This window comes from Pseudomonas sp. Leaf48, assembly GCF_001421885.1.
Taxonomy (GTDB): Bacteria; Pseudomonadota; Gammaproteobacteria; order Pseudomonadales; family Pseudomonadaceae; genus Aquipseudomonas.
The window spans coordinates 347,882-362,402 of record NZ_LMLH01000023.1 but is presented as its reverse complement, the minus strand read 5'-3'; the positions used below and the strand labels follow the sequence as shown (position 1 = coordinate 362,402).

The window sequence follows — 14,521 nt, the reverse complement described above, 5'->3', positions numbered from 1 at the left end:
TAAGTTGGTTGACCACAACGGCAAGGATTTGATTCCGGCAATTTGCGCTGAACTTTTTCCGGCGCCAGCCGCTCGGAACCTAAGTGAGTCCATTACGGTGCACTCCGGCGGGGACTGACGACCAGACACAAGAGCGTCCTTGGGGCGTACAGGAGAGATGCTCGATGACGGCTGAAAAACCTGATGAGTTGAGCTACAACCCGCATATACCGCTGTCCCAGGCGCTGTTGTTACCGCGCATTGTCATTGAAAACATCATGCCGACCCTCGATGCCGGGCAGTTTGCCGTGAAGGCGGTGGCTGGGCAGGACGTGGTGGTGACGGCCAAGGTCTTTGCCGACGGCCACGACAAGTTGGCGGTGCGGGTGCGCTGGCGTGGCGAAGGCGAGGAAATCTGGCACAGCGAAAGACTGAGCGATCTGGGCAACAATGGCTGGCAGGGGCAGTTCAGGGTCCAAAGCCAAGGCCGATATCTGTACTGCATCGAAGCCTGGATCGACCAGTTCGCCAGTTTCCGTTATGAGTTGGAGAAGAAACACACCGCCGCTGTGCCGGTCAGCCTGGAATTGCAGGAGGGCCGGCAACAGGTGCAACAAGCCGCCGAACGCGCTGAAGGGCAATTGAGCGAACAACTGGCAGCGTTGCACCATGAATTGTCCGGCCTGCTCGAAACCGAGCAGGTCGCCCTGTTTTTGCACCAGCGTAGCGCAGACCTGATGGCCCAGGCCGATCACCGGGCTTATTTGAGCCTCAGTCCCGAGTTCCCGGTGGACGTCGAGCGCCAATTGGCCGAGTTCGCCAGTTGGTATGAGTTGTTCCCCCGCTCAATCACCGATGACCCGGCTCGACACGGCACTTTCAATGACGTGCATTCGCGCCTGGCGATGATTCAGGACATGGGTTTCGATGTGCTGTATTTTCCGCCGATCCATCCTATCGGGCGCAGCTATCGCAAAGGCCCCAACAACTCCTTGACCGCCGGCCCTGATGATCCGGGCAGCCCCTATGCCATTGGCAGCGAAGAGGGCGGGCACGAGGCGATTCATGCGCAACTCGGTAGCCGCGAAGACTTCCGGCGCCTGGTGGCGGCAGCCGCGGCCCATGGGCTGGAAATCGCCCTGGATTTTGCCATTCAGTGTTCCCAGGATCACCCCTGGCTCAAGCAGCATCCCGGTTGGTTCAATTGGCGGCCCGACGGCACAATCAAATACGCTGAGAACCCGCCGAAGAAGTACCAGGACATCGTCAACGTCGACTTTTATGCGGCCGAGGCGATTCCCAGTCTGTGGGTTGAACTGCGCGACATCGTGGTCGACTGGGTGCTGGAGGGCGTGAAGATTTTTCGCGTCGACAACCCCCACACCAAGCCGTTGCCGTTTTGGCAATGGCTGATCGCCGATGTGCGGGCTTTGTACCCCGAGGTGATCTTCCTCGCCGAAGCCTTTACCACTCCGGCGATGATGGCGCGCCTCGGCAAGGTCGGTTACTCCCAGAGCTACACCTACTTCACCTGGCGCAACACCAAGACCGAACTGGCGACCTATTTCACCGAGCTCAACGCGTCGCCGTGGCGCGAATGCTACCGGCCGAATTTTTTCGTCAATACGCCGGATATCAACCCGGGGTTCCTGCACGAATCCGGGCGTCCCGGTTTTCTCATTCGTGCGGCGCTGGCGACCATGGGGTCGGGGCTGTGGGGCATGTACTCCGGTTTCGAGCTGTGCGAATCGGCGCCGGTGCCGGGCAAGGAGGAATACCTTGATTCGGAGAAGTACGAAATCCGCCCCCGGGACTTCAACGCTCCGGGCAACATCATTGCCGAAATCGCCCAACTCAATCGCATCCGCCGACAGAACCCGGCGTTGCACACTCATCTGGGCTTGAAGGTCTACAACGCCTGGAACGACAACATTCTGTATTTCGGCAAACGCAGCGCCGATGGCAGCAATTTCATTTTGGTGGCGGTGAGCCTCGACCCGTACAACGTGCAGGAAGCCAACTTCGAGTTGCCGTTATGGGAAATGGGCTTGCCTGACGACGCCAGCACCCAGGGCGAAGACCTGATGAATGGCCATCGCTGGACCTGGCACGGCAAGTACCAGTTCATGCGGATCGACCCGGCTTATCAGCCGTTCGGAATCTGGAGGATTACCGCCTAGACCTCAAACCTGTGGGAGCGCGCCTGCTCGCGATAGCGATCAAATATTCAACATGGATATTGCCTGAACCACCGCTATCGCGAGCAGGCTCGCTCCTACAGGAAAATCGTTGCGCCAGGCGCTGCGACTTACCGAATTCAGCAGGAGTTTCAAATGGCGAAGAAACCCAAGGCAGCCACGTTCATCAAGGATCCGCTCTGGTACAAGGATGCGGTGATCTACCAGGTTCACGTCAAGTCATTTTTCGACTCAAACAACGACGGTATCGGCGACTTTCCCGGCCTGATCGCCAAACTTGATTACATTGCCGATCTGGGTGTCAACACCATCTGGCTGTTGCCATTCTACCCCTCGCCACGGCGCGATGACGGCTATGACATTGCCGAGTATCGCGGCGTGCACAGTGACTACGGGACCATGGCCGATGCCAAGCGCTTCATCGCCGAGGCGCATAAACGCGGGCTGCGGGTGATCACCGAGCTGGTCATCAATCACACCTCCGACCAGCACCCCTGGTTCCAGCGTGCGCGCAAGGCCAAACCGGGTTCGGCCGCCCGGGACTTCTACGTCTGGTCCGATGACGACCAGAAATACGACGGCACCCGCATCATCTTTCTCGACACCGAAAAGTCCAACTGGACATGGGACCCGGTCGCCGGCCAATACTTCTGGCATCGTTTCTACTCGCACCAGCCGGACCTGAACTTCGATAACCCGCAAGTCATGAAAGCGGTGCTGTCGGTCATGCGCTATTGGCTCGACATGGGCATCGACGGCCTGCGCCTGGACGCCATCCCGTACCTGATTGAGCGCGACGGCACCAACAACGAGAACCTGCCGGAAACCCATGTCGTCCTGAAGCAGATCCGCGCTGAAATCGACGCCAATTATCCCGACCGCATGTTGCTGGCCGAGGCCAACCAATGGCCCGAGGATACCCAGCTGTACTTCGGCGACACCGATAAAAAGGGCTTGAATGGCGACGAATGCCACATGGCCTTTCATTTTCCGTTGATGCCGCGCATGTACATGGCCCTGGCGCAGGAAGATCGCTTCCCGATCACCGATATCCTGCGCCAGACACCGGATATTCCCGCCAATTGCCAGTGGGCGATCTTCCTGCGCAACCATGATGAACTGACCCTGGAAATGGTCACCGACAAAGAGCGCGATTACCTGTGGAATTACTACGCCGCGGACCGCCGTGCGCGGATCAACCTGGGGATTCGCCGCAGACTTGCGCCATTGCTGGAGCGCGACCGGCGTCGGGTGGAACTGCTCAACAGCCTGCTGCTGTCGATGCCCGGAACCCCGACCCTGTATTACGGCGATGAAATCGGCATGGGCGATAACATCTACCTCGGCGACCGCGACGGTGTGCGCACGCCGATGCAATGGTCGATCGACCGCAATGGCGGTTTCTCCCGCGCCGACCCGGCCAGCCTGGTGCTGCCGCCGATCATGGACCCGCAATACGGCTACCTGTCGGTCAACGTCGAAACCCAGGCCGGCGATCCTCACTCGCTGTTGAACTGGACCCGGCGTCTGCTCGCCGTGCGTAAACAATCGAAGGCCTTCGGCCGTGGCACTCTGAAGATGCTGTCGCCGAGCAACCGCAGAATCCTCGCCTATACCCGTGAGTACACCGGCGCGGACGGCAAAACCGAGGTCATTCTGTGCGTGGCCAACGTATCGCGCAGCGCCCAGGCCGCCGAGCTCGATCTGTCGGCCTATGTCGGCATGGTTCCGGTGGAAATGCTCGGTGGCAATGCGTTCCCGCCCATCGGCCAATTGAATTTCCTCCTGACCCTGGCACCTTATGGTTTCTACTGGTTCGGCCTCGCGGCGGAAAACCAGATGCCGAGCTGGCACGTGGAACCGGCGCAAAGCCTGCCGGACTTCACCACGCTGGTGCTGAAAAAACGCATGGAAGAATTGCTCGAAAGCCCATCGCGCGACACCCTGGAGCAGGGCATCCTGCCGAACTGGCTGCAGAATCGCCGCTGGTTCGCCGGCAAGGACACCGCCATCGATCGGGTCGATCTGGCCTATGGCGTGCGCTTCGGTGACGCGCAGCATCCGGTGCTGTTCGGTGAAATCGAAGTCAGCAGTGGCGGTCAGACCAGTCGCTACCAACTGCCGTTCGGCTTCCTCCCGGAAGATCAGGTCGGCGCCGCGCTGCCGCAGCAACTGGCGTTGTCCCGGGTCCGGCGCGGGCGTCAGGTCGGCTTGATCACCGATGCGTTCAGCCTGGAAACCTTTGTGCACGCGGTGCTCCAAGGCATCCAGAACGGTACGGTGTTGCAAACGAACGATGGCGACATTCGTTTCGTGGCCACCGCTGAACTGGACAAACTCGGGCTCAACGCAGAATCGCCGGTGCGCTACCTGTCCGCCGAGCAGTCCAACAGCTCGGTGGTGATCGGCAACAGCCTGGTGCTGAAGCTGATCCGCAAGGTCGCCTCAGGCGTGCACCCTGAACTGGAAATGAGTGCTTTTCTGACCGAAGCCGGCTTCCACAATATTTCACCGCTACTGGGCGCTGTGGTGCGTCGGGACGCGGCAGGCGATGACAATTTGCTGATGATCGCCCAGGGCTATCTGAATAATCAGGGCGATGCCTGGGAGTGGACGCAGAACAACCTCGAACGGGCGTTGCGTGATGAGCTTGCCGATGCCATGTCCGAACAGGAGCAACACTACAACGCGCTGGGTGAACTGAAAGATTTCGCTGGCATGCTCGGGCAGCGCCTGGGTGAAATGCATCAGGTCCTGGCCTCCGGCAGTGGCAACCCGGACTTCGCGCCGCAGGTCACTTCGCACAAAGAAGCATTGGCCTCGGCCAAGGACGTCGCCGGACAGATCGAGCATGCGCTGAAACTGCTCAAGCAGCATCAACACGAACTGAACCCGGGGGACAAGACTAAGGTCAGCCAGTTGCTGGACAACAAAAAAGCCATCCTCGCCCACGTCCTGGAACTGGGAAAACACACCGTCGGTGGCTTGAGGATTCGGGTGCACGGCGACCTGCATCTGGGCCAGGTGCTGGTGATCAAGGGCGATGCCTACCTCATCGACTTCGAAGGCGAGCCTGCACGGCCGTTGCACGAACGGCGGGGCAAACACAGCCCGTACAAAGATGTCAGCGGCGTGCTGCGCTCCTTCGACTACGCTGCGGCCATGGCGATCAACGTGCATAACGTCGACAACACGGCGTTGGCCGACGCCGCCCGCTTGCGGGTCACCGATCGTTATCTGAGTGAAGCGCGACAGGCATTTGTCGACGCTTATCGGCTGGCGGCAGCCAGCCTTGACCATGCGTGGCAAGATCGTGAAGGCGAAGATGCCGCGCTGGCGTTGTTCGGTCTGGAGAAGGCGGCGTATGAAGTGGCCTATGAGGCGGAAAATCGCCCCACCTGGCTGCCCGTGCCTTTGCACGGTTTATATGGATTATTAAGTGGACTTGAACCCTTTTCCGGTCTTGGTGGAGAGTAGTCATGAGTGTCACGAACAAGGAACAGGGTCAGCACAAGGAAGCGCTGCTACCCAAGGCGCGTGATATCGATGCGCTGGTGCGCGCCGAACATACAGATCCCTTTGCCATCCTCGGCCCCCACGACGATGGCGCTGGTGGGCAATTTATCCGGGCTTATCTGCCGGGTGCCCTGAGTGTGCAGGTTGTCGCCAGGGACTCCGGCGAAGTACTCGGCGACCTTGAGGACACGCAGACACCGGGATTGTTTGTCGGCCATTTCGACCGGGCGCAGCCGTATTTGCTGCGCGCCCGTTGGGCCGGTGGTGAGCAACTGGCCGAGGACCCGTATAGCTTCGGGCCGTTGCTGGGCGAAATGGATATGTATCTGTTCGCCGAAGGCAATCACCGCGACTTGAGTTCGTGCCTCGGTGCCCAGCTCAAAAACATGGATGGCGTCGAGGGCGTGCGTTTCGCAGTGTGGGCACCCAATGCACGGAGGGTGTCAGTGGTCGGCGACTTCAATGTCTGGGACGGACGCCGTCATCCGATGCGCCTGCGTCATCCAGCCGGAGTCTGGGAGTTGTTCATCCCGCGCCTGCAGGCCGGCGAGGCATACAAGTATGAAATTCTTGGCGCCCACGGCATTCTGCCGCTGAAGGCCGACCCGGTGGCGCTAGCCACTTCTTTGCCTCCGGATACCGCGTCGAAAGTCGCTTCGCCGCTGCAAGTCGACTGGCAGGACCAGGCGTGGATGCAGTCCCGGGGCGAACGTCAGTGCTCGAGCGCGCCGCTGTCGATCTATGAATTACATGCCGGGTCCTGGCAATGCGAGCTGGACGATCTGGGCGAAGTTGCCCGCCAGTACAGCTGGCCAGAACTCGCCGAACGGCTGATCCCCTACGTCAAGGACCTGGGTTTTACCCACATCGAACTGATGCCGATCATGGAGCATCCGTTCGGCGGGTCCTGGGGTTACCAGTTGCTGTCGCAATTCGCCCCGAGTGCGCGCTATGGCTCGCCGGACCAGTTTGGCGCATTCGTCAACGCTTGCCATCAGGCTGAAATCGGCGTGATTCTTGATTGGGTGCCGGCGCATTTTCCGACGGATACCCATGGCCTGGCGCAATTCGACGGCACCGCGCTGTACGAGTATGGCAATCCCCAGGAAGGCTTCCATCAAGACTGGGACACGCTGATCTACAATCTGGGGCGCACCGAAGTACACGGCTACATGCTGGCGTCGGCGTTGCACTGGCTCAAACATTTTCACATTGATGGCCTGCGGGTCGATGCGGTGGCGTCGATGCTGTACCGCGACTACTCGCGCAAGGCCGGCGAGTGGGTGCCGAATCGGCATGGCGGCAGGGAGAACCTGGAAGCCATCGACTTCCTGCGCCACCTCAACGACGTGGTAGCCCTGGAGGCGCCGGGCGCGCTGGTGATCGCCGAAGAGTCCACGGCATGGCCGGGCGTGAGCCAGAGCACCCAGCAGGGCGGCTTGGGCTTTGCCTACAAATGGAACATGGGCTGGATGCACGATTCGCTGCATTACATCCAGCAGGACCCCATGTATCGCGCCCATCACCACAACGAACTGAGTTTCGGGCTGGTGTATGCCTGGTCCGAGCGTTTCATCCTGCCGATTTCCCACGATGAGGTGGTGCACGGCAAGCACTCGCTGATCGACAAGATGCCCGGCGACCGCTGGCAGAAATTTGCCAACCTGCGCGCCTACCTGAGTTTCATGTGGACCCATCCGGGCAAGAAGCTGCTGTTCATGGGCTGCGAGTTCGGCCAGTGGCGCGAGTGGAACCACGATCAACAGCTGGACTGGTACTTGCTGCAGTATCCGGAACACAAAGGCGTGCAGAAACTGGTGGGTGACCTCAACCGCCTGTACCGCGAAGTACCGGCGCTGCATCAGCAGGATGATGTGCCACAGGGCTTCCAGTGGTTGATCGGTGACGATGCGATCAACAGCGTTTATGCCTGGCTGCGCTGGAGCAAAGAGGGCGAGCCGGTGCTGGTGGTGGCGAACTTCACGCCGGTGCCGCGAGAGGCTTATCGCGTTGGCGTGCCGCTTGCCGGGCACTGGAAGGAGTTGCTCAACAGTGATTCGGCCACCTATGCCGGCTCCAATTATGGCAACAGTGGCGGCACCTCCACCGAGGCCATTGCCAGTCATGGGCAGGCGATGTCGCTGGTGCTGAACCTGCCACCGTTGGCCGTGTTGATTTTGCACCCGCAGGGTTGAACCGGGCCGCACCGCCGCTCCTACAGGGACCATCGGGTCTTTGCGGGAGCGGCGCAGCAGCAAGCCGGCGGTCACGGAAACCGCGCGCCAGAGCTTTTCATCAGCATTACCAGCTGCCCCTGAGCCCCATGTTGACGAACGTTCCGCGCTGCTGGTTGCTGTCGATATTACTGGTGTAGTCGACACCGGTGTACAGACTGACCGAATCCGAAAGACGCACTACCACACCGGCGCCGAGATCGGCCGATGAGCTGCGTTGTTGGCTGTCGATCTTGTCCCGGTGATCAAATGTGGTGGTATCGGTTGCGGAAAAAGTGTGCCAGAGATTGGCGCGCAGATAGGGTTCCACCGGCCGGCCACTGACTTCGTAACGCCCCTTCAGGCGCGCGCCGACACGTCCGGTCCAAGCGCTGTCGGAGTCGAACGAGACATGGGAAATGCCATCGTCCTGGCTGTCGAGCTCGACCTTCTGATAGATCGCCTGCACCTGGGGTTCGACTACCCAGTTGGCGGCCACCGGGAATGGGTGACCGGCTTCTGCTGAAAGCGTTACCACCTTGCCTTCGTTGTCGATCTTCAGGCCGCGCTCGGAGCGATTGTCGCCGTCGAGCCAGGTGTACATCGCCACGAGGTCCAGGTAGGCACCACGAGGATCAATCAGGGTCCAGTACCCACCAAGGTAGTCGCCTTCAAGATCCATCTTGCCGGCATGCTTGCCTTCGAAACCCTCGTTGAAACCAAAGACGTCGCCTTTGAGACGGCTGTGACCGACGAAAACACCGCTGCGCTGGGTTTGTCCGCCGGCCCATTGCGAACTGTACACATCGTTACCGACCTGAAAACCCTTGATCGATCCGTCGACTCGCGGGTTGACGGTGCCGGCCCATGTCTGGTCAAGGTTCTTGCCATAGATCCGGCCCCAACCAGCACTAAAGGCGCCGGTTTCGGTGAGCAGGCGCTGGTCGCCCTGGCGGTCATGGAAAGTGCCGAGGGCGTTGAGGGCCAGTTGTGCAGCGGCTGGCGGCATCACCGACCAGACCGGGACTTCCGGTCGGTACAGGGGAATCGGCGCAGCACCTGGTTGCGCCGCAGGCAGCACCGGCGCTTGAATGGCTATAGCCTCTTGATCTCCCGTACCTCCAGTATCCACCACGATTGGCGCCGCCACGGGGACAGTCACTATCGGTACCAGGATCGGCGGCAATGCCGGGTTCGGATTGGGCACGGCGACCACGGGTGGCGCGACCACGGAGGAGCGCAGGTACCAGCTGTTTTCGCTGCCGGCGGTCACGCCGCCCTTGAACAGGTAGTACTGGTAGGCTCCCACCGACAGCGGGCCTTTGAGCGCGAAGGCCTTACTGTCGCTCACGGCCTGGCCCTGCGCCTCTACTACCTGTATGCCGTTTTGCTGGGTCAGGGCCCCCAGACCTCCGACGTTGTTCACGGTAATCAGGGTGTTGCCGGTCAATGTCCCGTCGCTGACCACCAGCTTGTCGCTCGGAGAGCTGTCATCGCCCAAGCTGGCTTGCAGGAGCAACTTGCCATTGTTGCCCACGTAATTGCCGTGAACGGTGAAGGTGTCGCTGGTGCCGGAGGTGGCTCTGGCGAGGTCGATGGTCCCGCCGTTGTTCAAGGTGGCGAGCTGTCCGGCAGTGAACGGAGTCAGGCTGCCGTTGGCGGACGTCAGCGTACTACTGCCGTCAATGTTGAGTACACCGGTGCCGCTGGTGTTGTCGCCCAGTTGCAAGGCCCCGTCGAGGTCCAGGTGCGAGCCGTTGTTGAGATTGACCGTTTCCCAGTTGATGTAGCGCTCGACGCCGGACGAGGTCGTGTTGTCGAAGGTCAACTGGTCGTTGTCGCTGCCACCATCGACGCTTGGCGTGTGGGCCAGGACGCTGTTGTCGAGATTGCTCAGGGTTGCACGATCATTACCCGCACCCATGAGGATGGCGGAGAGGATGGTCCCGCCACCGCTCCATACAAAGGTGTCATCGCCGTTACTGGCGCGGATCTCGCCGGCAATTTCACCTCCTCTCACCGTGATGCTGTCATTGCCACCGCTGACACTGACATTGCCACCAATCTGGCCCCCGGAAATGATAATGGTGTCGGTGCCGAAACCGGTGACCAGGTTGCCGAGGATCCGCCCGGCTTTGAGGTCGAAAATATTGTTGTCGAGTTTCATGTCGACCCGACCAATGCTGCCGCCGGTCATTTGAGCGACGTCGCCGTCCTCGAAGGCGCCAACGATAGTGCCACCAGTCATCTGGAAGGTATCGCGACCGTCTCCCTGGGCCAGGGACTTGATGGTGCCGCCGTTCATGACGAAATCGTCGACGCCATTGCCCTGATTGACCGCCCCGGTGACCTGCCCGCCGTCGATGGTGAGAGTGTCGTTGCCGTCACCCTGATCGAGGGTGCCATCCAGAGTGCCCGAGCCGATGGTCACGCGGTCGGCGCCGGCACCGAAGGCTACATTGCCATCGATGGTGCCGGTGCCTGTGAGGGTCAGGCTGTTATTGCCGAACAGATCGGTGAGCGGCCCGCTGGTGCCGCTGTCACAGGTGAAACTGTCATTGCCGGCGCCGGGGGTGAGGGTACAGGCCGCCTGGCTTGGCTGAGACCAGCTGGCACATAACCAGATTGAAAACAGGCAGGTGATGTAGCGGTACTTGGGCAGGTCGGACGAAATTTCCATGTTTGTCTCCGCGAATGGTTCGGCGCCGCTTTCCGTCATCTTGGCGAGAGTGAGCGGCCGCCCTCGGCAGCACCAGTTGCGAGACAACATCAACGGGACAACATGAACCCGGACAACAAACTTCAGCAACGCAGGCTACAAGTGAGTCGCAAGCCTTTTTCGATAGTCGATTCAGGCTCGAAACCAACGTAGCAACTTGAGCAGGGTTCAACAACTGTCAGAAATTACAGGTCGGGTGTGGGAGGTGCGCCTGAAACAGTCGATTGATATTCGATCAGAGATGAACTTCCACCGTCAGGGGCAAATGGTCAGACAGGTGCGTCCACGGCTTGTTTCCGAGGATTTGCGGGGCATGGCTGCGGGCGTTACGCAGGTAAATCCGGTCCAGACGCAACAGCGGAAAGCGCGCGGGATAGGTTTTGGCGGGGCGCCCATGATGACGCTCGAAGGCTTCGTGCAGGTAATCGCGGCGGGCGAGGGCGGCGTTACCTTGCAGTTTCCAGTCGTTGAAATCACCGGCAATGATCACCGGTGCGTCATCGGGCAAGGATTCCAGCAGTTGACAGAGCAACTGCAGCTGCAACTGGCGATGGCTCTCAAGCAGGCTCAGGTGGACGCAGATCGCATGGACCTCTGCGTGACCCGGTACATCCAGCACGCAGTGCAGCAGGCCCCGGCGTTCCGGGCCGGTAATGGAGACGTCGAGGTTGCGGTATTCGCGGATCGGGTATTTCGACAACAGCGCGTTACCATGATGACCGTCCGGGTAGACGGCGTTGCGGCCATAGGCGAAATCGCTCCACATGCTGTCGGCGAGGAACTCGTATTGCGAGGTTTGCGGCCAATCGTCGTAGCGCGAAGAGTGGCGCTCATGTTCGCCGACGACTTCCTGCAGAAACACCAGATCGGCCGAGGTACTGCGCACCGCTTCCCGCAGCTCCGGAAGGATGAAGCGGCGGTTGAACGCAGTGAAGCCTTTGTGGGTATTGACCGTCAGAACGCGTAGCAGGTGAACCGCTGGCGGGGAGTTCAATGGCGCGGCCTCGGCCGCCTGAGACTTCGAATTGCTGGCCACATTCACTCCTCTGTTTCACGCTTGCCTATGCATGCGACTGATGCCCCGGTGGGCAGTTCAGTTTTGTCTCGATAAGTGTAGGCGTTGCCGCAAGCCGTTCCACACAGATGCCACATCACACGACACAAGACTTGTAGGAGCAGGCTTGCCAGCGATGACGCCCGAACGGGCAACACAAAGTTCAAGACCGCATCGCCAGCAAGCCGGCTCCTACAGGCACTGTGATTGGTTGAAGAGCCCTGTTTATTCCTCTTCCTCATGCTGTAATTCGAACAGCAGCAATGACCGGCCAGTGACCGAGTATTGGTGACCGAACTCGAAGCGTTCCTGGCCGCGGATCGACGGTTGATGGGTGTCGATCATGCATGTCCAGAACCCGCCATCCGGCACTTGCGGCAGCTCGAAGTTGACTACGTCGTGGTGGGCGTTGACCACCAGCATCAGCGTGGCGTCGCCACCTTTGCGGCGGATACCGGTTTCCTGCGCGCGGCCGTCGAGCAGCATGCCCAGGCAGCGATTGTGCGCGTCATGCCAGTGTTCGGTGGTCATTTCGCTGCCGTCCGCCGCCAGCCAGGTCACGTCCTTGACGCCAATGTCCTCGTTGTAATTGCCTACCAGAAAGCGCCCGCGTCGCAGGATCGGATAGGTCAGGCGCAGTTTGATCAGGCGTTTGACGAACTTGAGCAGGGCCTTGCCATCTTCGCTGAGGTCCCAGTTGACCCAACCGATTTCGCTGTCCTGGCAATAGGCATTGTTGTTGCCATCCTGGGTGCGGGCGAACTCATCGCCGGCCACCAGCATCGGTGTGCCCTGTGCCAGCAGCAGGGTCGCGAAGAAGTTGCGCATTTGGCGGTGACGCAGCGCGTTGATCTCGGGGTCGTCTGTGGGGCCTTCGACGCCGTGGTTCCACGACAGGTTATTGTTGCTGCCGTCCTGATTGTTTTCGTCGTTGGCTTCGTTGTGCTTGTCGTTGTACGACACCAGGTCGTTGAGGGTGAAACCGTCATGGGCGGTGACGAAGTTCATCGATGAATAGGGACGCCGACCCCGTTGGTTGAACATCTCGCCGGAGGCGGTCATGCGGCTGGCGAAGTCCGCCAGTTGGCCGTCGTCGCCTTTCCAGAACGCGCGCACGGTGTCGCGAAATTTGTCGTTCCATTCAACCCAGCCCGGCGGAAAACCACCGACCTGATAACCGCCAGGGCCGCAATCCCAAGGTTCTGCGATCATTTTTACCTGGCGCAGCACCGGGTCCTGGCGGCAGGCGACGAGGAAGCTGTGGCGTTCATCGAAACCGTCGTGATAGCGCCCCAGAATCGTCGCCAGGTCGAAACGAAAACCGTCCACGTGCATTTCCGTGGCCCAGTAGCGCAGCGAATCGGTGACCATTTGCAGCACGCACGGGTGGCTCAGGTCCAGGGTGTTGCCGGTCCCGGAATCGTTGATGTAGAAGCGTTTGTCGTCGGGCATCAGGCGGTAGTACGAAGCATTGTCGATGCCACGCATGGACAGGGTCGGGCCTTGTTCGTTGCCCTCGGCGGTGTGGTTGTAGACCACATCCAGGATAACTTCCAGATTGGCTTCGTGCAGGTGCGCGACCATTTCCTTGAACTCGGCAATCTTGCCGCTGGCCAGGTAGCGCGGGTCGGGGGCGAAGAAGGCGATGCTGTTGTAACCCCAGTAATTGGTCATGCCCTTGTGCAGCAGATGCTGATCGTTGACGAAGGCGTGGATCGGCAGCAGCTCCACGGTCGACACCCCCAGCTTGCGGATATGCTCTACCACATCGTCGACCATCAACCCGGCAAAGGTGCCACGCACGTTTTCGGGGACAGAAGGATGGCGCATGGTGAAGCCGCGCACGTGGGTTTCATAGATGATGGTTTTGTCCCAGGGCACGCTGACACGATGGTCGTGGCCCCAGGTGTGCGCCGGGTCGATCACCTTGCATTTGGGCACGAACGGGGCACTGTCGCGCTCATCGAAACTGAGGTCGGCATCGGGGTGGCCGATGGTGTAGCCGAACAAGGCTTCGGACCACTTCAACTTGCCCACCAGTTGCTTGGCGTAGGGATCGATCAGCAGCTTGTTATGATTGAAGCGATGGCCGTTGGCCGGGTCATACGGGCCGTAGACCCGATAGCCGTAGATCAACCCCGGATGGGCGTCGGGCAGATAGCCGTGATAAATCTCGTCGGTGTATTCGGGCAGTTCGATGCGCTCGAGTTCCACCTCGCCGGTGTCGTCGAACACGCAGAGTTCGACCTTGGTGGCGTGGGCGGAAAACAGCGCGAAATTGACGCCCAGACCATCCCAGGTCGCCCCTAGCGGGAATGGCAGGCCCTCGCGGATTCGCGAGGGTTCGGATTTAGGCGCGGGTGCGTTTTTTTTTGGATGGGTCATAGGTGCTCCCAGCAGTATTTATTCGGGCGCACGGGCCCACGCTGGCGCTTGAATGCGCCATGAATACAGTCAAGACAATCCGCTTAAGCGTCAGGACGCCGGAGGCTTTTTCGCGGTGCGGGGCTTTTTCTCTGCCACTTTTTCCCCCGGTGGAATCACTTTCGAAGCCGCGGCCGGTTTGGCTTTGGCCTTGGCAGTGGACGCGGCGGGGGTGCCGTCCAGCTTGCCGTTGAGCTTGCTGTTGGACTTGCCCGCTGCGGGTTTGGCAGCGGTGCCCTTGACGGTCGCGGCCTTTGGCGATTTGCTCGGTGCAAGGGCTTCGGCTTCCGCCAGTTTGCGCGCCATCTCCCAGTGGCGGGCTTCCTGGCCTTCGGGTTTGCCTTCCGATTCCCAGATCTGATAAGCGAATTCGCGGATGCGTTTATCGTCGGTACTCATCGCAATGCTCCTGAACTGA

The 14,521-nt window shown here is 60.3% G+C and carries 7 protein-coding genes; 3 read left to right on the top strand and 4 right to left on the bottom strand.

What is annotated here, in order from left to right; translation table 11 throughout:
* Positions 1-164 precede the first annotated feature (164 nt).
* From ASE98_RS15720 to glgB, 3 genes are all read left to right on the top strand, one after another.
* A complete protein-coding gene (locus ASE98_RS15720; RefSeq protein WP_060542254.1) occupies positions 165-2,159 on the top strand; it encodes an alpha-1,4-glucan--maltose-1-phosphate maltosyltransferase in 1,995 nt (664 codons plus the stop codon).
* Positions 2,160-2,312: 153 nt separating this feature from the next.
* Positions 2,313-5,654: a maltose alpha-D-glucosyltransferase gene (gene treS, locus ASE98_RS15715; protein ID WP_060542253.1), complete on the top strand. Its 3,342-nt coding sequence runs from the start codon at positions 2,313-2,315 to the stop codon at positions 5,652-5,654.
* A 2-nt stretch (positions 5,655-5,656) separates the two neighbouring features.
* Positions 5,657-7,888, top strand: a complete 2,232-nt coding sequence (glgB, locus tag ASE98_RS15710; protein ID WP_060542252.1) for a 1,4-alpha-glucan branching protein GlgB — start codon at positions 5,657-5,659, stop codon at positions 7,886-7,888.
* 106 nt (positions 7,889-7,994) lie between these two features.
* Here the strand turns inward: glgB and ASE98_RS15705 are convergent, their stop codons facing one another.
* The 4 genes from ASE98_RS15705 to ASE98_RS15690 form a co-directional block, all read right to left on the bottom strand.
* Positions 7,995-10,586: an autotransporter family protein gene (locus ASE98_RS15705; protein WP_060542287.1), complete on the bottom strand. Its 2,592-nt coding sequence runs from the start codon at positions 10,584-10,586 to the stop codon at positions 7,995-7,997.
* 274 nt (positions 10,587-10,860) lie between these two features.
* Positions 10,861-11,661 carry an endonuclease/exonuclease/phosphatase family protein gene (locus ASE98_RS15700; RefSeq protein WP_060542251.1) on the bottom strand — a complete coding sequence of 267 codons (801 nt, stop codon included), beginning with the start codon at positions 11,659-11,661 and terminating at the stop codon, positions 10,861-10,863.
* Positions 11,662-11,904: 243 nt separating this feature from the next.
* Entirely contained in the window at positions 11,905-14,064 is a 2,160-nt protein-coding gene (gene glgX, locus ASE98_RS15695; protein WP_060542250.1) for a glycogen debranching protein GlgX, read from the bottom strand.
* A gap of 90 nt (positions 14,065-14,154) precedes the next feature.
* Positions 14,155-14,502 (bottom strand): DUF2934 domain-containing protein, encoded by a 348-nt coding sequence (locus tag ASE98_RS15690; RefSeq protein WP_060542249.1) that lies wholly within the window; start codon positions 14,500-14,502, stop codon positions 14,155-14,157.
* Between the last annotated feature and the right edge of the window lie 19 nt (positions 14,503-14,521).

Coding starts and splice junctions, on each gene's coding strand:
- glgB (WP_060542252.1), top strand. CDS start 5,657: ATGAGTGTCACGAACAAGGAACAGGGTCAGCACAAGGAAGCGCTGCTA.
- ASE98_RS15720 (WP_060542254.1), top strand. CDS start 165: ATGACGGCTGAAAAACCTGATGAGTTGAGCTACAACCCGCATATACCG.
- ASE98_RS15690 (WP_060542249.1), bottom strand. CDS start 14,502: ATGAGTACCGACGATAAACGCATCCGCGAATTCGCTTATCAGATCTGG.
- ASE98_RS15705 (WP_060542287.1), bottom strand. CDS start 10,586: ATGGAAATTTCGTCCGACCTGCCCAAGTACCGCTACATCACCTGCCTG.
- glgX (WP_060542250.1), bottom strand. CDS start 14,064: ATGACCCATCCAAAAAAAAACGCACCCGCGCCTAAATCCGAACCCTCG.
- treS (WP_060542253.1), top strand. CDS start 2,313: ATGGCGAAGAAACCCAAGGCAGCCACGTTCATCAAGGATCCGCTCTGG.